Origin of the sequence: Devosia sp. MC532 (assembly GCF_016461625.1) — a bacterium.
Taxonomy (GTDB): domain Bacteria; phylum Pseudomonadota; class Alphaproteobacteria; order Rhizobiales; family Devosiaceae; genus Devosia.
Map to the genome: position 1 here is coordinate 40,944 of NZ_JAEMNZ010000003.1, position 22,321 is coordinate 63,264.

Sequence of the window (22,321 nt, forward strand, 5' to 3'; positions counted from 1 at the left end):
TATTATCATAGCGGTGTTTTGAGTGAATTCCTTCCCGTCCACAATTGTGTGGTTGGCGACACGTCCGCGCAGAGGGTTCATTAACGCCCTGTTAAGTTCTGTAAACGAACTGTTAAGCAATGCCGGAGTCAAAATAGTTAACGAGAGATTAATCAGCGGACTCCCGAGTCAACGATTCGATTCCGGCTGTGAATCTTCAGTCGAATATCTGTATTCGCTTCTAGTATAGTTTTCCCCGAAGATTCACACAGGGGCATTCACGTCACTGCGAAAACGAGCTGTTAATGAATTTGGGAACAGGTCGAATAAGTTTTCGAAATCCCAAAACTTATGAGTCTTACGCACAGTTCCGCCTTGAGCTGTGGATGATAGTGGGGATAAACTCACCCTATGCTTATTCTCGCCTCCACCAGCAAAACACGTAAGTCTTTGTTAAATAACGCAGGTTTGCGCTTTACCAGCCATGCTGCAGATGTGGACGAACGTGCCGAGGAACGCGCCGCTTCTGAGGCCGGAGGCGATGGCCGAGACGTCGCATTACTACTGGCGCGGCGCAAGGCGGAAGCGGTTTCGAGCCTCTTTCCTAACGCAATGGTTATCGGCGCTGACCAAACTTTGGCTCTCGGGCCAGATCTTTTGCACAAGCCTTCCTCGAGCCAATCGGCTGCCGACCAGCTTGATCTGCTGCGCGGCAAAACCCATCGGCTCCATGCCGGAGTTTCGCTCGTTCAGAATGGGCTTGAACTTTGGTCCCACCTTGAGAGTGCCGAACTAACCATGCGCGAGTTTACCCCCGAAGAGCGCGATGATGTGCTCATGCTAGAGGGGGAAGCAGTGTTAACTTCGGTTGGTGGTTATCGCTTGGAAGGCCCATCCATTCGCCTTTTTGAAAAGGTGAGCGGCGACTACTTTACTATTCTGGGGCTTCCCCTATTGCCCCTCCTTCAAGCTTTGCGCGATTTTGCGCCGGAACTTCTAACTCCTCAGGACTAATCCTTGACCACCAAGGCTTTTGTTATCGGGCATCCGATTGCCCATTCCCGTTCGCCGCTCATTCACGGCACTTGGTTGGCCGAACATGGCATTGACGGAAGTTATGAAGCGATTGACGTTGCCCCAGATGCCTTGCCGGCTTTCTTTGAGCGGTTGCGTGGTGGCGAATTCGCTGGTGGCAATGTCACCATTCCCCACAAAGAGGCCGTCTTTGCGCTGTGCGATGAGGTTGACCCTCTGGCACTTAGCATTGGTGCTGTGAACACGCTAATTGCCCGCGACGGCCGCGTGACCGGCACCAATACCGACTATCTTGGTTTCCTTGGCAATCTTGATCAGGGAGCACCAAATTGGTCTGACGGGGCCAAGCCGGCGATCGTGCTGGGTGCGGGCGGAGCCTCACGCGCCATTCTCGTGGCTTTGGCCAGTCGTTCTATTCCCGTCATCCTTCTCAATCGCACGCGCGAAACAGCGGATCGTTTGGCTCAGGAATTGGATGGGGACATCACGGTAGCGCCTATCGACGCCTTTAACGATGTGGCGCCGCACGCCGGTTTGGTCGTTAACACCACCTCGGTTGGCATGCATGGCTCGCGTTTCGAGAATTTAGATCTCTCACGTTTGCAGCTCGGCTCTCTGGTGACAGATATCGTTTATTCGCCACTCGTGACCCCGCTTTTGGCGGATGCGCAAAAGCTTGGCTTACAAACCGTTGATGGATTGGGCATGCTCTTGCATCAGGCCGTTCCCGGCTTTGCGGCCTGGTTTGGTGTTACGCCACAGGTGAGTGCTCAATTGCGCGCCCGTATTGAAGCCACTTTGGGGCATTGATCCATGTATAAGCTTGGCGTCACCGGCTCGATCGCGACAGGAAAATCTACGGTTCTTGAGGGCTTTTCAAAGCTCGGCGTACCGGTGTTTTCTGCCGATCAGGCTGTCGCTGAGCTTTATTCGGGTGGTGCAGCCAAGGAGGTTGAGGCGCTGTTTCCAGGTGTTCTCGAACATGGTGTTGTGAACCGTCAAACTCTTTCCCTCAAACTAGCTGCTGATCCATCCGGCTTTGCGCGCTTAGAAGCTCTCGTCCATCCGCTGGTTCGTAAGAAGATTGCCCAGTTTTTGGCGGCATCAGAAAAAGCGGGTCATGCGCTCGCGGTCGTCGAAGTGCCCCTCCTGTTCGAAAGCGGCTTCAACTACGGCTTCGATGGTATCGCTGTTACTCATGTAAGCAGCGCTCTCCAACGCGATCGTGTTCTCGCGCGTGCCGGCATGACCGTGGATAAGATGGAGACCATCATTGCCCGGCAGATGCCGCAGGCAGAAAAGATGGAACGAGCAAATTATCTCTTTGACACCGAGCAGACGCGCGAACGAATTGAAGCGCAGATTGCTCAGCTGGTCGAAGATGTACGAGCGAAGCGGGATATCAAATGATCAGAGAAATCGTCCTCGATACCGAAACCACAGGTCTGTCTCCGCAAGGCGGCGATCGCTTGGTTGAAATCGGGGGCGTGGAGCTGATCAACCACATCCCTACCGGTAAACATTATCACGTCTATATCAATCCTCAGCGCTCGATGCCCGAGGAAGCTTTTCGCGTTCACGGGCTGAGCGAAGAGTTTCTATCCGACAAGCCACTGTTTAAGGATGTGGTCGCCGAGTTCCTCGAGTTTATCGGGGACTCGACCTTGGTCATCCACAACGCGCCTTTCGATATGGGCTTCCTCAACCACCAGCTCGATGGCCTGGGCAAACCGAAGCTGAGCAATCCCGTTATCGATACGGTGATGGTGGCTCGGGCCAAACATCCAGGGGCACGCGTGAGCTTGGATGCGCTGTGTAAGGTCTACGGCATTGATAATTCGCGCCGCACGCTCCACGGCGCTTTGCTCGATAGTGAGATCCTAGCCGAGGTCTATCTTGAGCTTATTGGCGGTAAACAGGTCAGTCTTGCCCTCGCCGCGGAAGCCGAGACAACAGCGGCCGAGACAGTGGTTACGCGTGTGCCGGTTATGCCGCGCCCCAGCCCTTTGCCGAACCGTATCCAAGCTGAAGAATTTGCTGCCCATGAGGCCTTTGTTGCCAAAATGGGTGATAGCGCCATTTGGGGTAAATACCGTGACCCCGCGTCAGAGACATCCCAATAAAAAAGACCCCGGCGCAAACCGGGGTCTTTTCATATTCGGAACAGCGAAAGCTTAGTTCAGCTTTGGCGCTTCTTCGGTTGCCGGTGCGGTATTGTTCTGCGCTGCGAGCTTGGCAAGGTTCTGACGGTAGATCACCGAGAAATCGACCGGTTCCATCATCAGTGGCGGGAAGCCGCCCTGCTGGGTAACGCTGGCGAGAACCTGACGGGCGAATGGGAAGATTAGGCGTGGGCATTCGACCATCAGCAGCGGCGAAAGCTGTGCTTCTGGAATGTTGCGAATGCGGAAAATGCCGCCGTAAACGAGTTCAACGTTGAACAGTACGTTTTCTTCGCGCTGCGCCTTGGCGTTGAGGGTCAGCTCAACAGCAAACACTTCGTCGCTCTGCTTCTTCACGCCGACCGAGATCGAGACGTTGAAGTTCGGGTTGGTGCCAGCGGTAAGAAGGCTGTTGGGAGCACCCGGATTTTCGAAAGAAAGATCGCGGATATACTGACCCATCAGGTTCATGCTGGGCTGGTTACCGGATTCCGGCGCAGCCGCGCCCTGGGTCTCATCGGCCATTATGCTTGGTCCTTCTTCGTTCGGATCACCGAGAAATACTGGGCTTGGGCTAGCACTTTTGCCTTAGGCAAACAAGCGTTAGCCGTCGTTACGCCAATCGTCTTTGTCGAGGTCAATCGTGCGTTGTGGTTCCGCGCGGAAATCATAGCTTTCATCTGCGCGGCGATAGCTGGTTGTGGTTTCTACCACGGTCACATTCTTGGCCAACTGGCCAAAGAGGAACCCGCGCACTGTTGGCAGCAACAGCAGCAGCGCCACGATATCGCTGATAAAACCAGGGATCAGTAAAAACATTGCAGCGACGCCAATCATGGTCGCGTCAAACATGGTCCGGCCAGGCACCGTTCCCTGATTAACATTTGTGCGCAGTCGATTGATCGCGCCAAGGCCTTGTTGTCGAAGCAGAAAGCCACCCAAAACAGCAGCTAGGATAACCAGCCCGAGCGTTGGTAATAGGCCGATGGCGCGCCCAACCACGACAAACATGGCAATTTCCAACAAGGGCAGTGCGATAAAACCGAAGAGGATAAATCGACCCACGGTGGCAGCCTTTCGCTAAAGTACCGCGTTGAAACCGCGGGAAATGACATTGCAGCCCATGTGAACTGGTTTTGGGCTAAAGCTTTGCCTATATATAGGGACAACTGCTGGCCAATCGAGCGCCAGAACCAAAATTTGTCGATGCCGACCAGCCCAAGGTGCCTTAATCAATGGATGATTTTCTCGACCTGCCGACCCTGATTGCCATCGTCGTGGCCGTATTCGTCCTTTTCCGCCTTCGTTCCGTGCTCGGCACACGCACGGGCAACGAACGTCCGCCTGTTGATCGGTCGCGTTCTGCCAACACTGAAAGCAAGGCTGACACTGACGATACGGTCGTGCCGATTCGTCCGCATTCGCCAGCAAGCGCACCCGATCTCGATGACGAGCGTCGTGCCCGTAAGCTTGAAGCTGAAATCGACCAGTTCTCGCGCGGCGATACGGAACTAGCCGAAGGCCTCAAGGCAGCAGCTGCCGCCGATTCGACCTTTACGCCGAAGTCCTTCCTTGAAGGGGCCAAGGCCGCATATGAAATGATCATTACCGCCTATGCGGAAGGTGATCGTCAGACGCTCAAGAACCTCCTCGAAAAGGACGTATTCGAAGGCTTCCAACGCGCCATCGCCGATCGTGAAGCGGCTGGCCATAAGGTAGACTTCACCTTTGTCGGTCTGCCAAAGATCGAGTTCTCTCAGGCTGAATATGATCGCAAGAATGTGTTGGTCACGATCCGTTTCCACGCCGAAGTGGTGTCCGCGACGCGCAACGCAGCGGGTGACCTTGTCGAAGGCAATGCCGATCAGGTTCAGATGATTGCCGATGAGTGGACCTTCGCTCGCAATCCAAAGTCGCGTGATCCTAACTGGAAGGTCGTTACGACCAACCAGCTCGACTAATTCTTAATTCTTCTGTTGCGGCAGGCACATGTCTAAACGAGACCAACGGCGCCTGCCGCACGACTTTCACCTCTGGACCCAAGTCTCGGAAACGGTTGATCCGTTGCGGCGGAAAGGCTTGATGAAATTGGGGGGCGGTCCGCTCCCCGTTCCTGAGGAGTTTGCCCCTCCCCCAGTTCCCGAGAAAAAGGCACCGCCGAAAAAACTCACACCCGGCAAGCCATTCCTTCCCCCTTATGTGCCGCCTAAGCCGATTGCGAGCGTGCCTGACAAGGCGCTAGACCCTGACATTCATAAGAAGGTGCGCCGTGGTCGGATTGAGATCGACGGCAAGATCGACCTCCATGGCATGACGCAAGCGGAGGCGCGCGAAGCGCTTTACCGCTATATTGTCACCCGGGTATCTTATGGAGCACGGACAATTTTGGTCATCACTGGCAAGGGGATCAAAACTGACAATGATTATATCTCCGCCATGAGCGAGCGCGGAATTTTGCGGACCATGTTGCCGATCTGGTTGTCTGAACCAAGTATGGCCCCACTGGTTTCAGGCTGGAGCATGGCAGCGCGTGGTCATGGTGGCGAGGGGGCGTGGTATGTGCGCCTGCGCCGAATATGACACCACTTGGTATGAAGTTGCGAGCCATGCGCGAGGCGCGTGGAATATCGCTCAAAGAAATGGCTGCCGCGTTGAACGTGTCGAGCGCCTACCTATCGGCCTTGGAACATGGCAAACGCGGCGTGCCGACCAGTTTCCTTCTCCACCGCATCATCGCATTTTTTAATGTGATTTGGGATGAGGCTGAGGAGCTCCAGCGCTTGGCAGAAATCTCTGATCCCAAGGTGACTATAGACACGGGTGGTATGGCGCCCGAGGCAACGGAGTTGTCTAATCGCTTGCGCGATAACCTCCACCGCCTCGAGCCTGAAGATTTTAAATACCTTCGCGATGAGCTGATGAAGCGAGCCACGCGAAAGAGGTGAGATGTAAAAAGCCCCGGCACTGTGTCCGGGGCTTTCTGTTAGAGAACGTATTTCGACAGGTCGGTATCCCCGGCCAAGATGCCAACCTTTTCTCTTACGAACGCAGCGTCGATGCTAATCGTCGTCCCAGCGCGGTCCGGAGCATCAAAGGAAATCTCTTCAACTAGACGTTCCATAACTGTCTGCAGACGACGGGCCCCGATGTTTTCAACGGTAGAGTTGACCGTCACCGCCGCGTCAGCGATGGCTTCGATAGCGTCCTTCGTAATTTCAAGAGCGACGCCTTCGGTACCCATCAGTGCAACATATTGCTTGATAAGGCTTGCCTCAGTGTCCGAAAGGATACCGATGAAATCTTCACGGGTGAGCGCTTTCAATTCGACACGGATCGGCAGACGACCCTGAAGCTCTGGCAGCAGGTCGCTTGGTTTGGCGACATGGAACGCACCGGAAGCGATGAAGAGAATGTGGTCCGTTTTTACCGGACCGTATTTCGTCGCAACGGTTGTACCTTCGATCAGCGGCAGGAGGTCGCGCTGTACACCTTCACGCGACGGACCACCCTGTGGGCTGCCTTCGCGAGCCGCGACCTTGTCGATTTCGTCGATAAAGACGATGCCGTGGTTTTCGACTAGTTCGATGGCTTCGGTCTTGAGTTGATCCTGATCGAGCAGCTTGTCTGCCTCTTCAGCGATCAGCGGCTCATAGGCGTCCTTCACCTTGACCTTGCGCTTAACCCCGCGACCGCCCATGGCCTGCTTGAACATGTCAGAAAGATTGATCATGCCAATGCCGCCATTAGGCATGCCTGGCATTTCAAATCCGCCGGTGTTCGTCGCTGGCTGCAATTCGATCTCGATCTCTTTGTCGTCGAGCTCGTTATTGCGCAGCTTGTTGCGGAAGCTGTCTCGGGTGGATGGTGTGGCCGAAGTGCCAACCAAAGCATCGAGCACGCGCTCTTCTGCATTATGGTGGGCCTGAGCCTCGACATCACGACGGCGCTTGTCGCGCAGAACTGTTATGCCGGCCTCGACGAGATCGCGGATGATCTGCTCGACGTCGCGACCCACGTAGCCCACTTCAGTGAACTTAGTCGCTTCAACTTTGACGAAGGGTGCCTGCGCAAGACGGGCAAGACGGCGAGAAATCTCAGTCTTGCCAACGCCGGTTGGCCCGATCATCAGGATATTTTTAGGGGTAACCTCGCGGCGCAATTCGGGCGGCAACTGCTGGCGACGCCAACGATTGCGCAGAGCCACGGCGACGGCGCGCTTGGCGTCGGCCTGACCCACAATGTGGCGATCAAGCTCAGAGACAATCTCGCGCGGCGAAAAATTGGTTTCACTCATCTTTGTCACTTTCGGAAGTGCGCTGGGGCAAGGCTGGATGATTATCCAGAAAGCGCACCATCAGGTGTTCGTCGACATAGCGACCGTTCACGAAGAGATAGCGGGGCTCAGTCCCATATATGGAAAAGCCCAGCCGCTTATAGAGTTTGAGCGCTGGTTCGTTCTCCGACCACACACCGAGATGAAGTTGGATAACGCGGGTCTGCGCAAACTCCACAACAGTATTGATCAATGCTTCAGCCATGCCCGAACCGCGATGTTCGGGGCGGACATAGACCTGAATGAGCCAGCCGCGATGCTGTTCTTTCCGGCCTTCGGCTTGATAAAAGGCTGCAATACCACCGAGCGACCCGGTGTCGGTCTCCGCTGCAAAGACAGAGAGACTTTCAAGCGTTTCGGTCAGCTCGGCATCGGTCTTTTGCAAAAAGCCCTCTGCTGAAGCGACGAAAGCTTCAGGATGATTGGTGAGCGCTTCAAGCCGAACGGCTCGATAGCTTGCCTCGTCACCTGCCCGCAATTGCCGGATCGAATGGGTCACGATTAGAGCTCGATGGTTTCGACTGTCACATTGCCATTGGTGTAGACGCAGATTTCTTCTGCGATCTTCATGGCGCGACGGGCAATATCTTCAGCATCGAGTTCGGTCGCTTGGTGCAGAGCCAGCGCAGCGGAATGGGCGTAATTTCCACCCGAGCCAATAGCGATAACGCCATGGTCTGGGGTCAGCACGTCGCCATTGCCGGTGAGGACCAAAGTGTCGGTCTTATCGGCAACAATCATCATGGCTTCGAGCTTGCGCAAATAGCGGTCTGTGCGCCAATCCTTGGCTAGTTCCACCGCCGCCCGCATCAGCTGATCAGGATATTGCTCAAGCTTGGCTTCAAGCCGTTCGAAGAGGGTGAAGGCATCAGCGGTCGATCCGGCAAAGCCGCCGATCACCTTGCCACCAGCCAGACGACGCACCTTGCGCGCGCCATGCTTCATAACGGTTGGGCCCATGGATACCTGACCATCGCCAGCTACCACGACCTTATTGCCCTTGCGCACCGACACGATGGTTGTGCCGTGCCACCCGGGAGATTGATGTTCACTCATGTTGGGAAAGTCTCCAAACTGTTGATACCTATTTAGGAGCCTTCACCGAGATTGCAATGCGTGGAGGGTGCGTCGACCAAAGCACAAAGCAACGCAATCTTTATGCATCCCCGCATATCTGGTAGGGACGATCCGTCCGCTCGGAGAAAAGACATATGCGTACCGCTTCCATCGCTCGTAAAACCAATGAGACCGAAATTTCGGTCAGCATCGATCTCGATGGCACTGGCGCGCATTCGATGAAGACCGGCGTTGGCTTCTTCGACCACATGCTCGATCAGCTCTCCCGCCACTCGCTCATCGATATGGATGTAGTGTGTAAGGGCGACCTGCACATCGATTTCCACCACACCGTGGAAGATGTCGGTATTGCGCTCGGTCAGGCGATCCGCGAAGCCCTGGGCGATAAAAAGGGCATTCGCCGTTATGCCTCTTGCGACCTGCCAATGGATGGCACGCTGACCCGCGCCGCCCTCGACGTTTCCGGTCGCGCCTTCTTGGTGTTCAAGGCAGAGTTCAGCCGCGACAAAATCGGTGACATCGACACCGAGCTGTTCATGGAATTTTTCCAGGCTTTTGCGGTCAACGCTGGCATCACCCTGCATATTGAAAACTTCTACTTCGACAACAACCACCATCTGGCGGAGTCGATGTTTAAGGCCGTCGCTCGTGCCTTGCGCGACGCAGTGGAGATAGATCCACGCACTGCAGATCGCATTCCCTCCACCAAGGGCACGCTCTAGCCCTTTTGTTCTCGGGCGTTTTGCACTAAGTCAGCCCTAACCCCAGCACTCTCGCTCTTTGCGTGAGGGTGCTCTGTTTCCTTCTGCGGCCCCTTGTGCGCAGAAGCTATCCTTGAGAAAGGCCATAACCATGAGCACAGTCGCCATTATTGACTACGGCGCTGGCAATCTGCATTCGGCAGCCAAAGCGTTCGAACGTGTGGCGGCAGAACGCGGTCATGGTGAAAGCGTCATCGTCACCAGCGACCCAGACCTCGTCCGTTCGGCCACGCGCATCGTCCTCCCAGGCGTCGGCGCCTATGCTGATTGTAAGGCTGGCCTCGATGGCGTCACCGGCATGGTCGACGTGCTGGAAGAAAAAGTGCTCAACGGTACCACACCCTTTTTGGGCGTTTGTGTAGGCATGCAATTGCTGTCCACCGAAGGTCGCGAGAAGGTGGTTAGCAAGGGCCTCGGTTGGATCGGCGGCGCGGTAGAAAAAATCACCCCGTCTGACCCAAGCCTCAAAATTCCGCACATGGGTTGGAACACGCTGACCATCACGCGTCCCCATGCGCTTCTCAAAGACATTCCGGATGGACCCGATGGGCTACACGCCTATTTCGTCCACTCCTACCACTTCAAAACCGACGCGGCTGAACACCTGTTCGCCACCACGGAATATGGCGGTTCGTTCACCGCATGCGTCGGCCGCGATAATATCTTTGGCACGCAGTTCCACCCGGAAAAGAGCCAAGCGCTTGGCCTGCGTCTCATCAATAACTTCTTGGACTGGACCCCATGATCCTCTTTCCTGCAATCGATCTTAAAGATGGTCAGTGCGTTCGCCTCAAGCTAGGCGATATGGACCAGGCGACTGTCTTCAATGACAACCCGGCGGCTCAGGCCAAGAGCTTTGAAGATCAGGGTTTTGAATATCTGCACGTGGTCGACCTCAACGGCGCTTTCGCTGGTGAAAGCGTCAATGGCGGAGCCGTTGAAGAGATTTTAAAGACCGTCAAATTCCCGGTGCAGCTGGGCGGTGGTATCCGCAACCTCGGTCATATCGAAAGCTGGCTCGATAAGGGTCTTGCCCGCGTGATCCTCGGTACTGTTGCCGTGCGTGATCCAGCCCTCGTCAAGGAAGCAGCGCAAAAATGGCCGGGCCAAGTTGCTGTTGGTATCGACGCGCGAAAAGGCATGGTCGCCGTTGAAGGCTGGGCGGAAACGTCGGAACTCTCCATCCTTGAACTGGCCAAGCGTTTTGAAGGCGCAGGCGTTGCCGCCATCATCTATACCGACATCGACCGTGATGGCGTTCTGGCTGGCATCAATTGGGATTCAACTCTTGAGCTTGCTCGCGCAACCTCGATCCCCGTTATCGCTTCGGGCGGTCTGGCGTCGATGGATGACATCGAACGCATGACCCAGCCGGAATATGCTGTTCTTGAAGGCGCGATTTCGGGCAGGGCGCTTTACGATGGTCGCATTGATTCACGTGAAGCATTGGCACGATTGAAGGCCAAATGAGTTCACTTCGGCACCACCTATTTCCCTGGTGGGGCTATGGCCAGGCCTTGGTTGTGATTGCTGTGTTTGCCTCAGCCCCGCTCGTCGGCACGCTGATCGCCAACACAGTGGCGATCTTGGCGGGCTGCGGACTCGTTGAACAGAGTTTGACGAGCTGTTTCTTCCTCGGCATGGATTGGGGTGCAGGCCTGTTCATCCTGTCCTTGCTGACTTGGTTTACGACGATCACCTTCCCTGTCGCTGGGGGCGCGCTTCTGGCGTTGATGGTGATCATCACCACCCACCGCATCGCCTGGCGGCTGATGCCGAAAGCGCACTGATCATGAGCCTGAAAACCCGTATCATCCCCTGCCTCGACGTTGCCGGTGGCCGCGTTGTTAAAGGTGTACAGTTTGTCGATCTCGTCGATGCTGGCGATCCGGTTGAAGCCGCGATTGCTTATGACGCCGCGGGTGCCGATGAGCTGACCTTCCTCGACATCACTGCAAGTCACGAGGGCCGCGACACGATTTTTGACGTTGTCGCCCGTACGGCTGAACACTGCTTTATGCCGGTGACCGTTGGCGGTGGTGTTCGCACGATTGAAGATATTCGCAAGCTCCTGCTTGCAGGCGCGGATAAGGTCTCGATTAATTCCGCTGCCGTGAACGATCCTGACTTTATCGCCCGTGCGGCGGATAAATTTGGCAATCAGTGCATCGTGGTTTCGGTCGACGCCAAGCAGCGTCTCGATGCCAAGGTCGGTGGCGACAATCGCTCCGAATGGGAAATCTACACCCACGGCGGTCGGAAGCCGACCGGCATTGATGCGGTGGAATTTGCCCACCGCATGGTTGAACGTGGCGCGGGCGAGTTGCTGGTGACCTCCATGGACCGCGACGGTACCAAGTCTGGTTTCGATCTCCAACTCGTGCGCTCTATTGCCGACAGTGTCGATGTGCCTGTTGTTGCCTCGGGCGGTGTTGGCAATCTCCAGCACTTGGTCGATGGCGTGAAGGAAGGTCATGCGAGCGCTGTGCTCGCGGCCTCTATTTTCCACTTCGGCACTTACACCATTCCTGAGGCTAAGCAGTATATGGTCGATCATGGCATTCCCATGCGTATGGACCGCACCAAGCCCTAAGTCAAAGGTGGCGGATGACGCCTCCCCAAATGTGTGATTTAAGCCCACTTCAAAGGGCGGGAGTAATCCATGACACTTGAAGAACTCGAACAGCGCGTCGCTGTGCGCGCTGCAGCTTCACCTGACGAAAGTTACACCGCCAAATTGATTGCGCGCGGCATCAACAAAGCCTCGCAAAAGCTTGGCGAGGAAGCCACCGAAGCCGTCATCGCTGCGGTGACTGGCGGCAGGGCTGAACTCGTCAAGGAAGCGGCTGACGTTCTCTACCATCTCTTGGTTGTTCTCAAAGCCGCTGACGTGCCTCTCGCCGAGGTCATGGCTGAGCTTGATGCGCGCACAGCCCAATCTGGCCTCGCCGAAAAAGCCTCTCGCAAGGAGCACTAGTGATGGCTAAGCGTCAACGGCCTGACCCCTATCGCACTTTCTCAAAGGCGGAATGGAGCGCATTGCGCAACGGTCAGCCGATGACGCTGGATGAGGCCGATATTGATCGGCTGCGTTCGCTCTCAGACCCTATTTCTTTGGCCGAGGCTGAAGAGGTCTATCTGCCGCTTTCGCGCCTTCTCTCTTATTACGTCGAGGCGATCCAAGGCCTGCATCGCGTGTCGAGCCGGTTTCTAAAATCGCCCGATGCTAAGGTCCCCTTCATTATCGGTGTTGCGGGTTCTGTCGCGGTCGGCAAATCGACCACCGCCCGTATTCTGCAAGCCCTGCTCTCGCGCTGGCCGTCAAACCCCAAGGTCGACCTCGTTACCACCGATGGCTTCCTCCACCCCAATGCGGTGTTGGAAGAGCGTGGCATCATGCACCGTAAGGGTTTCCCTGAAAGCTATGATCGCGCGCGATTTGTCAGCTTTTTGGCTGATATTAAATCGGGCAAGCGCAATGTGCAGGTCCCGGTCTATTCTCACCTCGTCTATGACATTGTGAAGGGTGGCGATGTCACCATCGACCGGCCAGACATTTTGATCGTTGAAGGGCTCAATATTCTGCAGCCCGGCGAACTGCCCAAAACCGGCAACCCCATTTTGTTCGCCTCTGACTTTATCGATTTCTCGATTTATATCGATGCGGAGTTGCAAGACCTTGAGGCTTGGTTCCTTGAGCGCTTCTACCGTCTGCGCGAAACCGCATTCCGCGATCCCAATTCCTTCTTCCGCAAATTTGCTGAGATGAGCAAAGAGGAAGCGGGCGAATATGGGCGCAATGTTTGGCGCACCATCAACCTGCCTAACCTACTCGAAAACGTACAGCCGACCCGTGGTCGCGCTGACCTCGTATTAAAGAAGGGCAATAATCATCGGGTCGATGAAGTCCGACTTCGTCGTCTCTAATGACACTATCCAAGCCCGCGCAAGTCGCGGGCTTTTTTGTGTTTAGTAGGTGCCCTGTTGCGGTTGTGACAGCACAACCAGATTGCCGTCTGGGTCACGAAATTTAGCCGTTTTGAAAAAGTCGCCAAAGGCTTTGGATACTGGCTTAATGCCGAACATGTCGAGGCGGCTGATCTCTTCGGCAATATCGTCGACGATCAGGATCACCATGCTGGCCCCTGCCCGATCCTCATCGGTCACGACGTGCACCCAGCCTCCGCCGGGTAGCTTCCATTCGGCAACATTGCGCATGGTTTGAGCATCAGCGGGGCGGCCGAACAAATACTCATACCACACGAGCGACTGGCTCAAGTCCTCCACGGCGATGCCAGCCAGCACATTCGTCAGTGTCATGACAGGGTCGACTTTCTTGGCTTTTCTCCGAATCGTAGCACAGTGTTCGACTTGGAGCGACGCATCAGCACTGCTATAGGCATCAACCATATTCTCGTGGAGGTTCTTATGACCAAGTTGCGCACCATCGTTGCAGGTGCCGGGGGCCGAATGGGCGCTGCCAATGTGCGTGCTGTCGCCGCTCATCCTGAACTGGAGCTTGTTGGTGCTCTCGATCGGTCTGGATCTCCCGCGTTGGGCAAAGACGTCGGTGTACTCGCCGGTCTCGAAGAGCTTGGTGTCATCGTCACCGACAATGCCGATAGCCTGCTCGACAATGCCGATGTGATTATCGACTTCACCGCTCCAGCAGCCTCCGTCGCTTTGGCGCAGAAGGCTGCTGCCAAGGGTATCGTTCATATCATTGGCACGACAGGTTGCCTTGAAGCAGACGACGCCGCCATTGCCGAAGCAGGCAAGGCCGGTGCGCGGATCGTTAAGTCAGGCAACTTCTCGCCGGGCATGGTGGCCCTGACGGTCCTCGTCGAAAAGGCTGCAGCAGCGCTGTCTGACTACGACGTCGAAATTCTCGAGATGCATCACAATCTCAAGGTGGATGCGCCTTCTGGCACCGCGCTGATGTTGGGTGAAGCAGCGGCAAAGGGCCGTGGCATTTCGTTGAAGGATAATTCGGTTCGCTCTCGTGACGGCCACACCGGTCCACGTGAGTCTGGCACCATTGGCTTTGCCACCCTGCGTGGCGGCAATGTCATTGGCGATCACCACGTCATTTTGGCGGGTCCATCTGAGCGCATTGAGCTCAATCACCTTGCTCAAGACCGCACGATTTATGCCAATGGCGCCGCTAAGGCAGCGCTCTGGGCACACCGCCAGCCGGCGGGTCTTTACTCCATGGCCGATGTACTCGGCCTCAACAGCTAAGGGAATTTTCTATGACCGGCACGCTGATCCTAGTCCGTCACGGCCAGAGCGAGTGGAACCTAAAAAACCTGTTCACCGGGTGGCGCAATCCAAACCTCACCGAACAAGGTGAAGGGGAAGCTCGCGCAACGGGTAAGGCTTTGAAGGCCGCGGGCATCGCCCCCGACCTCTACTACACCTCGGGCCTGCGTCGTGCTCAGCACACGCTCGATTTGATGCTTGAGGAAATGGGCGTTCAGAACGTCACCATCACTCGCAATATCGCGCTTAACGAACGCGACTATGGCGATCTCGCCGGCCTCAATAAGGATGATGCGCGCGCCAAGTGGGGCGAGGAGCAGGTTGTCATTTGGCGCCGTTCATTTGACGTTCCTCCACCAGGGGGCGAAAGCCTTAAGGACACGGCAGCTCGTACCGTGCCTTATTATGAGGCCGAAATCCTGCCGCAGCTCAAGGCGGGTAAGACTGTCCTCGTTGCAGCGCACGGCAATTCCCTGCGGGCTCTAGTCATGGCCATTGAAGGTCTGACCCCTGACGAAATTCTGGCGCGCGAAATTGGCACTGGCGAACCCACGATCTACAAGATCTCCGCTGATGGAAAATTCGAAGAGCGCGTGACGCTCTAAGCGACAAGACAAGAGTTTGATGAAGGGGCCGAGAGGCCCCTTTTTCATTTTGGATTCACGTGGAACACTTTTAGCTCCGGGTCGAAATCACCCCAGCTTCCCAACCCAATATGGCGCGTTTGCGTGGCACGCCCCAATGATAGCCGGTAAGGGCGCCCGTTGACCCAACGACACGGTGGCACGGGATGACAAAGCTAATGGGGTTCCGTCCGACGGCTGCCCCCACCGCCCGTGACGCTTGGGGCTTGCCAATAGTGCGCGCCACCTCCGCATAGGTCGCCGCCTGCCCCACCGGAATTTTGAGCAGCGTCTGCCAGACACTCACCTCAAAGTCAGTGCCGATCATGACGAGCTTGACGGGCTGCTCCGCCGACCAATTTTGTGGCGCGAAGATTTTTACGACCTCGGGTCCAACACGGGCATCGTCCCGAAAAAAGCGTGCCATCGGCCATCGGCGGGCAAGATCTAAAAATGCGTCTTCGACACTGGTCTCTTCGTCGGCAAAGCCAATGCCGGAAATGCCGTACTCGGTCATCGTGACCACAGCCGTTCCGAAGGGCGATGGCGCTGTGCCCCAGATCATATCCAGCCCTGCCCCGCCAGTACGGAAAACGCCAGGCGGCATGGCTTCATAGGTGACGAAGAGATCATGAAGCCGTGAGGTTGAGGAGAACCCAACTTCATAGCTCGTGTCCAATACGCTGACATTTTCCGAGAGAAGTTTCTTAGCGTGATTGAGCGCGACAGCTTGGGCGAAGCTTTTGGGAGATAGGCCGCACCAGCGCCGGAAAAGATCGGTCAGCTGGCGCTCGGTGAGGCCAATAGCGCGCGCAAAGCGGTCCAGCGCCAACTCGTCGGCACCCCGCTCGCTGAGATAGCGAATAGCAGCGCGGATGGTGTCATAGTCTTGTGCGGGAGAAATTTCGGGTCGTTGGTTCATCGCTCAATTCACCTCAGAGGCTGAGCTTAGTTTAGCCAGCTTGGAGCGGAACAAGCGACCCGTTTTTGACCTATCGATTACGTCGTGCTTGCCGCAAGGCGGCGCCAAAGGCTTTGGCAAAACTGCCCTTGTCATCCATCGAGAGGAAGGCACCAAGCTCATGGATTTCGTCTTCATGCTTGAGCAGGATTTGGGTGGTGCGCTCAAAAGCATCGCGGTGCAGCACGAGACGGACAGTGTTGGGATCAAAGCGCTGCATGCGTTTGGGCTTGGCAAAACCCTGCTCAACAACTTCGAGCTGTTCGGGCCACAGCGTCACGGTTTGGGTTTGATGGGTTCTACGGCGCTGGCTCTGTCCGTAAATAATCAGACCTACTGCCGCACAAGCGAATGCTAAAGCTCCGGTGAGCAAATATTCTGACGCGATCATCAAGACCGGCATCACGCCCAAAAAGGCCACGACCAGTGCCGCCCAACCGCCGGTCAGTCGCATGGCGCGATCAGGGCGAAGTGTAGCAGCAAACAGGGGTTTGTTGGTCGTGACTTGCATGGTTATGCCTCTTACCGGAAATAGTGGCAGAGATTCGGAAGCGAGAGAATGGCAGCAACACAAAAAGTGAAGAGGCTCACCCGGGCTCAAGCCGAAGCTGTATTTGATCGTTTCCACGAAATCGAGCCCGAACCCAAGGGTGAACTCGATTATGTGAACGCCTTCACTCTGCTAGTGGCCGTGGTTTTGTCCGCGCAGGCCACGGACGTCGGGGTCAACAAGGCGACGAAAAATCTCTTCAAGCTCGCACCCGACCCCGCGTCCATGGTGGCACTCGGCGTTGAGGGCATTGAGAACGAGATCAAGACCATCGGCCTCTACCGCAATAAGGCCAAGTTCACCTATGAGCTTTCCAAGCAGCTGATCGAAAAGCACGGCGGGGAAGTGCCAGATGTGCGCGAGGCACTAGAGGCCCTGCCCGGCGTCGGTCGCAAGACGGCCAATGTCGTGCTCAATATTTTCTTCAAGCAGCCGACCATTGCCGTCGACACTCATCTCTTCCGCGTCGGCAATCGCACCGGCATGGCCTTGGGGAAGACCCCGCTTGAAGTGGAAATGGCGCTCACCAAAATAGTGCCGGACCGCTATATGCTCCATGCCCATCATTGGTTGATCCTCCACGGTCGCTATATTTGCAAAGCGCGAAAGCCGGAGTGTTGGCGCTGCCCCGTTCTGGAATGGTGCAATTTCTCCCCCAAAACGGAGAACCCTGCTCGCAGCTAATCGCACCTTTGTTGACACTGCCAACATCGCCGCGCGATATGTGGTTCATGTCAACATTTCATCTGAGCTCTTATCATCACGGCAATCTTCGCAGCGTCATGCTGGAGGTTGCCATGGGCATTTTGGAACGCGATGGCGAGCAAGGCGTCGGCCTACGTGATCTAGCGCGATTGGTTGGCGTCTCCCCAGCAGCCCCATATCGGCATTTTGATAGCCGCAACTCGCTGCTCGAAGCTCTGGCCATCACGGGCTTTCATCGCTTCTCAGCGCGCATGGCAAAGGTTGCGGAAGAGCATCCCGATAATCCGCTGTCGGCCATGGGCAAAACCTATGTGCTGTTTGCACTCGAAAACGCCAATCTCTTCCGTCTCATGTTCTCGCCACAGCTGACCAAGATTGCGCGGCCAGGATTGAAAATGGCGTCAGACACGGCTTTCGATAGTCTGCGACAGGTTATCGGTGGCGACGATGAATTTGACCGTGTGAAAGCCCTGTCTGCTTGGGCCAAAGTTCATGGTCTGGCTATGCTCTTGCTCGATGGTCAGGTGAAGGTCGAAACACCTGAAGAAACCAAGGCGCTCATCGCCGATGTTTTGGCCAGCCTTTAGGCGAAGCTGGCCAGCTGCGACATGCTGACGGCATTGCCCGCACCGGACGCTTAGCATAAGACTTTTTCGGTTTTCCTATCACCTCGGACCTTTTCAATGACGCAGACCCGCTTTGACGTGCTGACTATTGGCAATGCAATCGTCGACATCATCACGCCAATCGAGCCCGGCTTCATTGACCGCGAGGGCATGACCGAAGGCATTATGCACCTCATCGATGGGGATCGCGCCGAATATCTCTACGGCAAAATGCCTGCCAGCCGTCAACAGAGCTCCGGTGGTTCGGCGGGCAATACGGCGGCTGGCGTCGCCTCGCTCGGCGGGCGCGCTGCCTTTGTCGGCAAGGTGGCCGATGACGGTCTTGGGGATGTGTTTGACACCGATATGCGCGCGCAGGGCGTGCATTATTCGACGACCCGCCTCATTAACGGTGCGCGCACCGCCCGCTGCATGATCTTCGTCTCCGAAGATGGCGAGCGCACCATGAATACTTACCTCGGTGCCTGCCATGAGCTGACCGAGCGCGATATTCTGGAAGATGAAATCGGCGGTTCGGCCGTCACCTATATGGAAGGCTTTTTGTGGGATCCGGTGGAAGCCAAGAAGGCTTTCGTCCGCGCCGCCCACTATGCCCATAAGCATGAACGCGCTTCCGCATTCACCCTTTCCGATCCGTTCTGCGTCGATCGCTTCCGTGCTGAATTCCTCGACCTCATTCGCTCAAAAACTATCGACTATGTCTTTGCCAATGTGAATGAATTGAAGTCTCTCTATGAGACCGATGACCTTGGTGCTGCGGTTCGCCAGATCGCTCAGGACGCCGAAGTTGCGGCCATCACCATGGGCGCCGAGGGCGCGATGGCGATCTGTAATGGCGAAGTGATTTCCGTTCCAGCCTTCCCGGTCGACAAGGTGGTCGATGCGACCGGGGCTGGCGATCTTTTCGCCTCAGGCTTCCTGCTTGGCCTCGCGCGTGGCCAGAACCATGAAATGGCCCTCAAGGCTGGTTGCCTTGCTGCTTCCGAGGTGATTTCGCACATCGGCGCTCGCCCGCAGCAAAGCCTTGCCGATCTGGCTAAATCCCACGGCCTCGCAGTTTAAAGCGATAGGCTTTGGCGCATTTGGGCCAGAGCCGCATCCGTTGATCCGGTGGGGCGAAATTCGAGCCCCACAAATCCATCATAGCCTTCACCATGCAGCCACTCGAGCTTGCGCTTGAGATCGAGCTCACCACTCCCCGGCTGATTGCGGCCTGGGTGATCGGCGACATGGAGATGGGCGATGGTGTCGATATTGCCCGTCATGATCGCCTCTGGGTCCTCGCCCATCACCATCGAATGGTAGAGGTCATAGGTAAGCCCAATCTCTGCCCGGTTCACATCGCGAATGATATCAAGGGCTTCGCGCGTGTCGGTGAGGAAATAGCCTGGGTGATCAACGAGATCGTTGAGCGGCTCCAGCGCCAAACGTACGCCTGAGCCTTTTAGGACATCTGCCGATTTTTCCATGGCCAGCGCCAGCGCGTCGCGTTGGGCATTGCGATCCATGCTTTCGAGCAAGGGGCCGGATTGGCAAATGAGTATCTTGGTGCCGAGATCGAGTGCCACGTCACGGCTCTTTTCGAGCCCGGCTAGAAAGCGATCGTGGTCAGCGGATGTTGTGAGCTTGGCAAAGGGCTCGGCAACAATCCCAGCCAAGGCGACCCCGGTTTCTGCCAGTACGTCTTTGATCTGGCTGAGGTCTTTGTTGGACCACAGCCAGAATTCCACGGCGTCAAAGCCAGCGGCTTTTGCCAGTCTGATCCGATCTGCCACCTCCCCGGTTTCGGGGACGAAGAGCATTTCGACACAGGCTGAGAGTTTCATGATGTTAGGCCAAGCTGATGCGAGGGCCGTTCATTTCTGCAAGAATTGCCTTGGCAGCTGCGGCCGGATCGGCAGCTTCTATGATTGGACGCGCGACGACAAGATGGGTCGCACCAGCATCGAGTGCTGCGCCCGGGGTCATGGCACGCTTCTGGTCGCCCAGAGGGGCACCGGATGGGCGAATGCCTGGCGTTACGATGGCCATTTTGGGGCCCAGGATGGGGCGTACCATGGCCGCTTCCTGCGCCGAGGCCACGATGCCACCAATGCCAGCAGCCCTTGCCTGTTCAGCACGCTGCGCGACTAGACCGACGGCGTCACGTTCATAACCGGCTTCGCGCAGATCAACATCGTCCATCGAGGTCAGCACGGTCACGCCGAGCACGCAGAGGGGCGAGCCTGCTGCAGCCTTAGCGGCCGAGCGCATGGTTTTGGGATAGGCATGGACGGTCAGCATTGCTGCGCCGGTTTCCGCAATCGCGGCCACGCCCTTTTCGATGGTGTTGTCGATGTCGAGGAGCTTGAGGTCAAAGAAGACCTTCTTGCCGGCAGCGATCAGCTCTTTGCCGAGCGCAAAACCATCGGCGCCATAAAAGCACTGATAGCCAATCTTGTAGTACTCAACGCTATCGCCGAGGAGCGAAACGATCTCTTCAGCGCGTGCACGCGTCGGGACGTCAAGACCCACGATGAGATGGCCAGCCATTGTAAAACTCCGCGATGTCTAGTGTTGGTGGCTGTATGGACCAAATCGCTTTTGCCGACAAGGCGTCACTCCGTCCAAGACGCTGGGAGGCTTTCCATAGCCATCCAATCGGATTCCAGCGTCTCGGCGTGCGGATCAAAGATGAAGCAATTGCCGCCACCTGTGACGCCCAGATACTGCTGATCTTGGCTGCGAGAAATCGGGAGCCTGCCAAGGTGGCACTTGAGAAGTGTTCCAACGCCACCATGGCCGCAAAAGATCAGGGAGCGATCGGGTTCGGCAAAGGCGATGGCGGTCCGGATGGCCGACACAATCCGGGCCTGCGCATCAACCGCTCTCTCCCACCCGGCAACACTTTGATCTGGGTGTGCGAAGAATTGGTTGGCGTGCTCCTCAAAGAGCGGCCCGGCCAGAAACCCCGTGGCGGAGCGATCATTCTCATCCATGCTGGCATGGGAAATGATCTCCGCGCCCAAGGGCGCACCGATGATGTGAGCCAGCTCAATGGCTTTGCGCTCCGCGCTCGAAAATATCTGTGCCGAGCTTGGCAGAAGATTGCGTTGCGCAAAGTGTTGCGCGCGGTCCCGACCGACAGACGAAAGCCCCCATTGGGGGACGGCAACATCTGGATCGATCTCAACCTGCGGGTGGGTGATGTATAGAGCGCGAATGATTAGCCTCGGTTGAAGTGGGTCATCTCGGTGACGATGGTATCGATCTTTTTGATCACGCCAGCTTCTGTGAGATTGCCCGCCTCGTCAAACGCTTGGCTGGCCGGACCGATGCCCAAAAGTGTTGGCACGACCAAAGCGCCGACCTTGGTCAATGACTCGCGGAGGTGGCTGAGGCTCCACAGCGTGCCATACTTGCCCGAGCTGACGCCGCCGATGCCAAAAGTGGCGTGACGGAAGGGGCTTGGACTTTGGCGCGAGAGCCAGGCCAGAGTGTTGACCAAAAGCGGGGTGTGCGAGCCGTTATATTCTGGGCTGGCGATGAAAATAATGTCGGCCTCGCGCCAAAGCTGGGCGAGTTTAACGGCTGCCTCCGGAACATTGTCCGGCTCTAAGTCTTCATTGAAAATCGGCATTGGGAAGTCGCCGAGATTGAGTGCATTGACCTCCACCCCTGCTTGGCTCAGCTTATCGCTGACGATGTGCTGCAGTTTTTGGTTATACGAACCGGCGCGAATAGAGCCGGAAAGAGTGAGTGCTGTCTTCATTGTGAATTCCTAAAACCTCTATCGAGACGTTTGGGCAGCTCGGATGTTCCATCGCTCGAGGAGAAAAATGCGAGGAAGCCGTTATGCCTGAAATGATCTTCATCAATGTGCCGGTGCGCGACCTACCAGCCGCTATGGCTTATTATCGTGCTCTGGGGTTTGCACATAATCCGCAATTCACAGACGAGACTGCGGCCTGTGTGGTGATCAGCGAGACGATTTTTGTCATGCTGCTGACCCATGACAAGTTCCGCTTCTTCTCCCCCAATCCCATCTCTGACACGAAATCCTCGACCTCCGCTCTTTATGCTTTGTCGCGCGAAAGCCGGGCTGACGTCGACAAAATTGCTGAGGCTGGACTTGCTGCAGGTGGCAGCGAATATCGCCCGGTGCAGGATCTTGGCTTTATGTATTCCCGCGCCATTGCCGATCTCGACGGCCATGTCTGGGAATATATGTACATGGACATGAGCCAGATGGGGCAAGGCTAGCAGCT

Annotated in this window: 32 protein-coding genes; 20 read left to right on the forward strand and 12 right to left on the reverse strand. The window is 56.3% G+C overall.

All coding sequences use genetic code 11. The features are described from left to right. The first annotated feature begins 390 nt into the window (after nt 1-390). The 4 genes from JHC09_RS04745 to dnaQ are packed head-to-tail and all read left to right on the forward strand — an operon-like array spanning nt 391 to nt 3,137. Nucleotides 391-993, forward strand: coding sequence for a Maf family protein (locus JHC09_RS04745; protein ID WP_199531033.1), 603 nt, complete (start codon nt 391-393; stop codon nt 991-993). Between the two features lie 3 nt (nt 994-996). Then, nucleotides 997-1,824 (forward strand): shikimate dehydrogenase, encoded by an 828-nt coding sequence (locus tag JHC09_RS04750; RefSeq protein WP_169194454.1) that lies wholly within the window; start codon nt 997-999, stop codon nt 1,822-1,824. 3 nt (nt 1,825-1,827) lie between these two features. Next, nucleotides 1,828-2,424 carry a dephospho-CoA kinase gene (gene coaE / locus JHC09_RS04755; protein WP_199531034.1) on the forward strand — a complete coding sequence of 199 codons (597 nt, stop codon included), beginning with the start codon at nt 1,828-1,830 and terminating at the stop codon, nt 2,422-2,424. Further along, complete coding sequence (gene dnaQ, locus JHC09_RS04760) at nt 2,424-3,137, forward strand: DNA polymerase III subunit epsilon (protein ID WP_199531229.1); 714 nt, start codon at nt 2,424-2,426, stop codon at nt 3,135-3,137. The genes coaE and dnaQ overlap by 1 nt, the downstream gene beginning before the upstream one ends. 51 nt (nt 3,138-3,188) lie before the next feature. Here dnaQ and secB read toward each other — a convergent pair whose 3' ends face one another. Beyond that, on the reverse strand, nt 3,189-3,701 hold the full coding sequence (gene secB / locus JHC09_RS04765; RefSeq protein WP_169194452.1) for a protein-export chaperone SecB: 513 nt from the start codon (nt 3,699-3,701) through the stop codon (nt 3,189-3,191). A gap of 78 nt (nt 3,702-3,779) precedes the next feature. Beyond that, nucleotides 3,780-4,241 (reverse strand): FxsA family protein, encoded by a 462-nt coding sequence (locus JHC09_RS04770; RefSeq protein WP_199531035.1) that lies wholly within the window; start codon nt 4,239-4,241, stop codon nt 3,780-3,782. Between the two features lie 170 nt (nt 4,242-4,411). Between JHC09_RS04770 and JHC09_RS04775 the strand changes: the two genes are divergently transcribed. The 3 genes from JHC09_RS04775 (at nt 4,412) to JHC09_RS04785 (ending at nt 6,121) form a co-directional block, all read left to right on the forward strand. Then, nucleotides 4,412-5,137: a Tim44/TimA family putative adaptor protein gene (locus JHC09_RS04775; RefSeq protein WP_199531036.1), complete on the forward strand. Its 726-nt coding sequence runs from the start codon at nt 4,412-4,414 to the stop codon at nt 5,135-5,137. Between the two features lie 121 nt (nt 5,138-5,258). Continuing rightward, a complete protein-coding gene (locus JHC09_RS04780; RefSeq protein WP_199531037.1) occupies nt 5,259-5,756 on the forward strand; it encodes a Smr/MutS family protein in 498 nt (165 codons plus the stop codon). After that, nucleotides 5,753-6,121, forward strand: a complete 369-nt coding sequence (locus JHC09_RS04785; RefSeq protein WP_169194448.1) for a helix-turn-helix transcriptional regulator — start codon at nt 5,753-5,755, stop codon at nt 6,119-6,121. Before JHC09_RS04780 ends, JHC09_RS04785 begins: the two co-directional genes overlap by 4 nt. Nucleotides 6,122-6,159: 38 nt before the next feature. On the opposite strand, the gene hslU is transcribed toward JHC09_RS04785, so the two are convergent. The 3 genes from hslU to hslV are packed head-to-tail and all read right to left on the reverse strand — an operon-like array spanning nt 6,160 to nt 8,565. Next, nucleotides 6,160-7,470: an ATP-dependent protease ATPase subunit HslU gene (gene hslU, locus JHC09_RS04790; RefSeq protein WP_199531038.1), complete on the reverse strand. Its 1,311-nt coding sequence runs from the start codon at nt 7,468-7,470 to the stop codon at nt 6,160-6,162. Further along, entirely contained in the window at nt 7,463-8,008 is a 546-nt protein-coding gene (locus JHC09_RS04795) for a GNAT family protein (RefSeq protein ID WP_199531039.1), read from the reverse strand. The genes hslU and JHC09_RS04795 overlap by 8 nt, the downstream gene beginning before the upstream one ends. Nucleotides 8,009-8,010: 2 nt before the next feature. Beyond that, a complete protein-coding gene (gene hslV / locus JHC09_RS04800) occupies nt 8,011-8,565 on the reverse strand; it encodes an ATP-dependent protease subunit HslV (protein WP_199531040.1) in 555 nt (184 codons plus the stop codon). Nucleotides 8,566-8,720: 155 nt separating this feature from the next. Here hslV and hisB point away from each other — a divergent pair, with 155 nt between their 5' ends. The 7 genes from hisB (at nt 8,721) to coaA (ending at nt 13,274) form a co-directional block, all read left to right on the forward strand. Further along, complete coding sequence (gene hisB / locus JHC09_RS04805) at nt 8,721-9,308, forward strand: imidazoleglycerol-phosphate dehydratase HisB (RefSeq protein WP_199531041.1); 588 nt, start codon at nt 8,721-8,723, stop codon at nt 9,306-9,308. A gap of 130 nt (nt 9,309-9,438) precedes the next feature. After that, nucleotides 9,439-10,092 (forward strand): imidazole glycerol phosphate synthase subunit HisH, encoded by a 654-nt coding sequence (gene hisH / locus JHC09_RS04810; RefSeq protein ID WP_199531042.1) that lies wholly within the window; start codon nt 9,439-9,441, stop codon nt 10,090-10,092. Then, on the forward strand, nt 10,089-10,817 hold the full coding sequence (gene hisA, locus JHC09_RS04815; RefSeq protein WP_199531043.1) for a 1-(5-phosphoribosyl)-5-[(5-phosphoribosylamino)methylideneamino]imidazole-4-carboxamide isomerase: 729 nt from the start codon (nt 10,089-10,091) through the stop codon (nt 10,815-10,817). The genes hisH and hisA overlap by 4 nt, the downstream gene beginning before the upstream one ends. Further along, nucleotides 10,814-11,137 carry a hypothetical protein gene (locus JHC09_RS04820; RefSeq protein ID WP_199531044.1) on the forward strand — a complete coding sequence of 108 codons (324 nt, stop codon included), beginning with the start codon at nt 10,814-10,816 and terminating at the stop codon, nt 11,135-11,137. The genes hisA and JHC09_RS04820 overlap by 4 nt, the downstream gene beginning before the upstream one ends. Before the next feature lie 2 nt (nt 11,138-11,139). Continuing rightward, nucleotides 11,140-11,940 (forward strand): imidazole glycerol phosphate synthase subunit HisF, encoded by an 801-nt coding sequence (hisF, locus tag JHC09_RS04825; RefSeq protein WP_169194440.1) that lies wholly within the window; start codon nt 11,140-11,142, stop codon nt 11,938-11,940. Between the two features lie 69 nt (nt 11,941-12,009). Further along, complete coding sequence (locus JHC09_RS04830; protein WP_199531045.1) at nt 12,010-12,324, forward strand: phosphoribosyl-ATP diphosphatase; 315 nt, start codon at nt 12,010-12,012, stop codon at nt 12,322-12,324. 2 nt (nt 12,325-12,326) lie between these two features. Then, nucleotides 12,327-13,274 carry a type I pantothenate kinase gene (coaA, locus tag JHC09_RS04835; protein WP_199531046.1) on the forward strand — a complete coding sequence of 316 codons (948 nt, stop codon included), beginning with the start codon at nt 12,327-12,329 and terminating at the stop codon, nt 13,272-13,274. A 42-nt stretch (nt 13,275-13,316) separates the two neighbouring features. Here the strand turns inward: coaA and JHC09_RS04840 are convergent, their stop codons facing one another. Then, nucleotides 13,317-13,667 (reverse strand): VOC family protein, encoded by a 351-nt coding sequence (locus JHC09_RS04840; protein ID WP_199531047.1) that lies wholly within the window; start codon nt 13,665-13,667, stop codon nt 13,317-13,319. Nucleotides 13,668-13,775: 108 nt separating this feature from the next. Between JHC09_RS04840 and dapB the strand changes: the two genes are divergently transcribed. Continuing rightward, complete coding sequence (gene dapB, locus JHC09_RS04845) at nt 13,776-14,588, forward strand: 4-hydroxy-tetrahydrodipicolinate reductase (protein WP_199531048.1); 813 nt, start codon at nt 13,776-13,778, stop codon at nt 14,586-14,588. A gap of 11 nt (nt 14,589-14,599) precedes the next feature. Then, nucleotides 14,600-15,214: a 2,3-bisphosphoglycerate-dependent phosphoglycerate mutase gene (locus JHC09_RS04850; RefSeq protein ID WP_199531049.1), complete on the forward strand. Its 615-nt coding sequence runs from the start codon at nt 14,600-14,602 to the stop codon at nt 15,212-15,214. Between the two features lie 70 nt (nt 15,215-15,284). Here the strand turns inward: JHC09_RS04850 and JHC09_RS04855 are convergent, their stop codons facing one another. Together JHC09_RS04855 and JHC09_RS04860 are read right to left on the reverse strand one after the other, a co-directional pair. Continuing rightward, complete coding sequence (locus tag JHC09_RS04855; RefSeq protein WP_199531050.1) at nt 15,285-16,154, reverse strand: bifunctional helix-turn-helix domain-containing protein/methylated-DNA--[protein]-cysteine S-methyltransferase; 870 nt, start codon at nt 16,152-16,154, stop codon at nt 15,285-15,287. A 70-nt stretch (nt 16,155-16,224) separates the two neighbouring features. Further along, on the reverse strand, nt 16,225-16,704 hold the full coding sequence (locus tag JHC09_RS04860; RefSeq protein ID WP_199531051.1) for a DUF2244 domain-containing protein: 480 nt from the start codon (nt 16,702-16,704) through the stop codon (nt 16,225-16,227). A gap of 48 nt (nt 16,705-16,752) precedes the next feature. Here JHC09_RS04860 and nth point away from each other — a divergent pair, with 48 nt between their 5' ends. The 3 genes from nth (at nt 16,753) to JHC09_RS04875 (ending at nt 19,136) form a co-directional block, all read left to right on the forward strand. Continuing rightward, the gene (gene nth / locus JHC09_RS04865; RefSeq protein WP_199531052.1) at nt 16,753-17,427 is read left to right on the forward strand and encodes an endonuclease III; all 675 of its coding nucleotides are present in this window, start codon (nt 16,753-16,755) and stop codon (nt 17,425-17,427) included. Nucleotides 17,428-17,474: 47 nt separating this feature from the next. Then, nucleotides 17,475-18,035 carry a TetR/AcrR family transcriptional regulator gene (locus JHC09_RS04870; RefSeq protein WP_169194431.1) on the forward strand — a complete coding sequence of 187 codons (561 nt, stop codon included), beginning with the start codon at nt 17,475-17,477 and terminating at the stop codon, nt 18,033-18,035. Nucleotides 18,036-18,131: 96 nt separating this feature from the next. Continuing rightward, a complete protein-coding gene (locus tag JHC09_RS04875) occupies nt 18,132-19,136 on the forward strand; it encodes an adenosine kinase (RefSeq protein ID WP_199531053.1) in 1,005 nt (334 codons plus the stop codon). Here the strand turns inward: JHC09_RS04875 and JHC09_RS04880 are convergent. The 4 genes from JHC09_RS04880 to JHC09_RS04895 all read right to left on the reverse strand — a co-directional run bounded on the left by JHC09_RS04880 (nt 19,133) and on the right by JHC09_RS04895 (nt 21,825). After that, nucleotides 19,133-19,900, reverse strand: coding sequence for a TIM barrel protein (locus JHC09_RS04880; protein ID WP_210338108.1), 768 nt, complete (start codon nt 19,898-19,900; stop codon nt 19,133-19,135). The genes JHC09_RS04875 and JHC09_RS04880 overlap by 4 nt on opposite strands. A 4-nt stretch (nt 19,901-19,904) precedes the next feature. Continuing rightward, nucleotides 19,905-20,606, reverse strand: a complete 702-nt coding sequence (gene pyrF, locus JHC09_RS04885; RefSeq protein ID WP_199531054.1) for an orotidine-5'-phosphate decarboxylase — start codon at nt 20,604-20,606, stop codon at nt 19,905-19,907. Between the two features lie 65 nt (nt 20,607-20,671). Continuing rightward, a complete protein-coding gene (locus JHC09_RS04890; RefSeq protein ID WP_349236514.1) occupies nt 20,672-21,280 on the reverse strand; it encodes a histidine phosphatase family protein in 609 nt (202 codons plus the stop codon). Further along, nucleotides 21,280-21,825, reverse strand: a complete 546-nt coding sequence (locus tag JHC09_RS04895) for an NADPH-dependent FMN reductase (protein ID WP_199531055.1) — start codon at nt 21,823-21,825, stop codon at nt 21,280-21,282. The genes JHC09_RS04890 and JHC09_RS04895 overlap by 1 nt, the downstream gene beginning before the upstream one ends. Nucleotides 21,826-21,908: 83 nt before the next feature. On the opposite strand from JHC09_RS04895, the gene JHC09_RS04900 reads away from it, so the two are divergent. After that, nucleotides 21,909-22,316, forward strand: a complete 408-nt coding sequence (locus JHC09_RS04900; protein ID WP_199531056.1) for a hypothetical protein — start codon at nt 21,909-21,911, stop codon at nt 22,314-22,316. Nucleotides 22,317-22,321 lie beyond the last annotated feature (5 nt).

What these genes read in the sequence shown, in the direction of transcription:
- JHC09_RS04745 (WP_199531033.1), top strand. Translation starts at nt 391, where the DNA reads ATGCTTATTCTCGCCTCCACCAGCAAAACACGTAAGTCTTTGTTAAAT.
- coaE (WP_199531034.1), top strand. Translation starts at nt 1,828, where the DNA reads ATGTATAAGCTTGGCGTCACCGGCTCGATCGCGACAGGAAAATCTACG.
- secB (WP_169194452.1), bottom strand. Translation starts at nt 3,701, where the DNA reads ATGGCCGATGAGACCCAGGGCGCGGCTGCGCCGGAATCCGGTAACCAG.
- JHC09_RS04775 (WP_199531036.1), top strand. Translation starts at nt 4,412, where the DNA reads ATGGATGATTTTCTCGACCTGCCGACCCTGATTGCCATCGTCGTGGCC.
- JHC09_RS04780 (WP_199531037.1), top strand. Translation starts at nt 5,259, where the DNA reads ATGAAATTGGGGGGCGGTCCGCTCCCCGTTCCTGAGGAGTTTGCCCCT.
- JHC09_RS04785 (WP_169194448.1), top strand. Translation starts at nt 5,753, where the DNA reads ATGACACCACTTGGTATGAAGTTGCGAGCCATGCGCGAGGCGCGTGGA.
- hslU (WP_199531038.1), bottom strand. Translation starts at nt 7,470, where the DNA reads ATGAGTGAAACCAATTTTTCGCCGCGCGAGATTGTCTCTGAGCTTGAT.
- hslV (WP_199531040.1), bottom strand. Translation starts at nt 8,565, where the DNA reads ATGAGTGAACATCAATCTCCCGGGTGGCACGGCACAACCATCGTGTCG.
- hisB (WP_199531041.1), top strand. Translation starts at nt 8,721, where the DNA reads ATGCGTACCGCTTCCATCGCTCGTAAAACCAATGAGACCGAAATTTCG.
- hisH (WP_199531042.1), top strand. Translation starts at nt 9,439, where the DNA reads ATGAGCACAGTCGCCATTATTGACTACGGCGCTGGCAATCTGCATTCG.
- hisA (WP_199531043.1), top strand. Translation starts at nt 10,089, where the DNA reads ATGATCCTCTTTCCTGCAATCGATCTTAAAGATGGTCAGTGCGTTCGC.
- JHC09_RS04820 (WP_199531044.1), top strand. Translation starts at nt 10,814, where the DNA reads ATGAGTTCACTTCGGCACCACCTATTTCCCTGGTGGGGCTATGGCCAG.
- hisF (WP_169194440.1), top strand. Translation starts at nt 11,140, where the DNA reads ATGAGCCTGAAAACCCGTATCATCCCCTGCCTCGACGTTGCCGGTGGC.
- JHC09_RS04830 (WP_199531045.1), top strand. Translation starts at nt 12,010, where the DNA reads ATGACACTTGAAGAACTCGAACAGCGCGTCGCTGTGCGCGCTGCAGCT.
- coaA (WP_199531046.1), top strand. Translation starts at nt 12,327, where the DNA reads ATGGCTAAGCGTCAACGGCCTGACCCCTATCGCACTTTCTCAAAGGCG.
- JHC09_RS04840 (WP_199531047.1), bottom strand. Translation starts at nt 13,667, where the DNA reads ATGACACTGACGAATGTGCTGGCTGGCATCGCCGTGGAGGACTTGAGC.
- dapB (WP_199531048.1), top strand. Translation starts at nt 13,776, where the DNA reads ATGACCAAGTTGCGCACCATCGTTGCAGGTGCCGGGGGCCGAATGGGC.
- JHC09_RS04850 (WP_199531049.1), top strand. Translation starts at nt 14,600, where the DNA reads ATGACCGGCACGCTGATCCTAGTCCGTCACGGCCAGAGCGAGTGGAAC.
- JHC09_RS04855 (WP_199531050.1), bottom strand. Translation starts at nt 16,154, where the DNA reads ATGAACCAACGACCCGAAATTTCTCCCGCACAAGACTATGACACCATC.
- JHC09_RS04860 (WP_199531051.1), bottom strand. Translation starts at nt 16,704, where the DNA reads ATGCAAGTCACGACCAACAAACCCCTGTTTGCTGCTACACTTCGCCCT.
- nth (WP_199531052.1), top strand. Translation starts at nt 16,753, where the DNA reads ATGGCAGCAACACAAAAAGTGAAGAGGCTCACCCGGGCTCAAGCCGAA.
- JHC09_RS04870 (WP_169194431.1), top strand. Translation starts at nt 17,475, where the DNA reads ATGTCAACATTTCATCTGAGCTCTTATCATCACGGCAATCTTCGCAGC.
- JHC09_RS04875 (WP_199531053.1), top strand. Translation starts at nt 18,132, where the DNA reads ATGACGCAGACCCGCTTTGACGTGCTGACTATTGGCAATGCAATCGTC.
- JHC09_RS04880 (WP_210338108.1), bottom strand. Translation starts at nt 19,900, where the DNA reads ATGAAACTCTCAGCCTGTGTCGAAATGCTCTTCGTCCCCGAAACCGGG.
- pyrF (WP_199531054.1), bottom strand. Translation starts at nt 20,606, where the DNA reads ATGGCTGGCCATCTCATCGTGGGTCTTGACGTCCCGACGCGTGCACGC.
- JHC09_RS04895 (WP_199531055.1), bottom strand. Translation starts at nt 21,825, where the DNA reads ATGAAGACAGCACTCACTCTTTCCGGCTCTATTCGCGCCGGTTCGTAT.
- JHC09_RS04900 (WP_199531056.1), top strand. Translation starts at nt 21,909, where the DNA reads ATGCCTGAAATGATCTTCATCAATGTGCCGGTGCGCGACCTACCAGCC.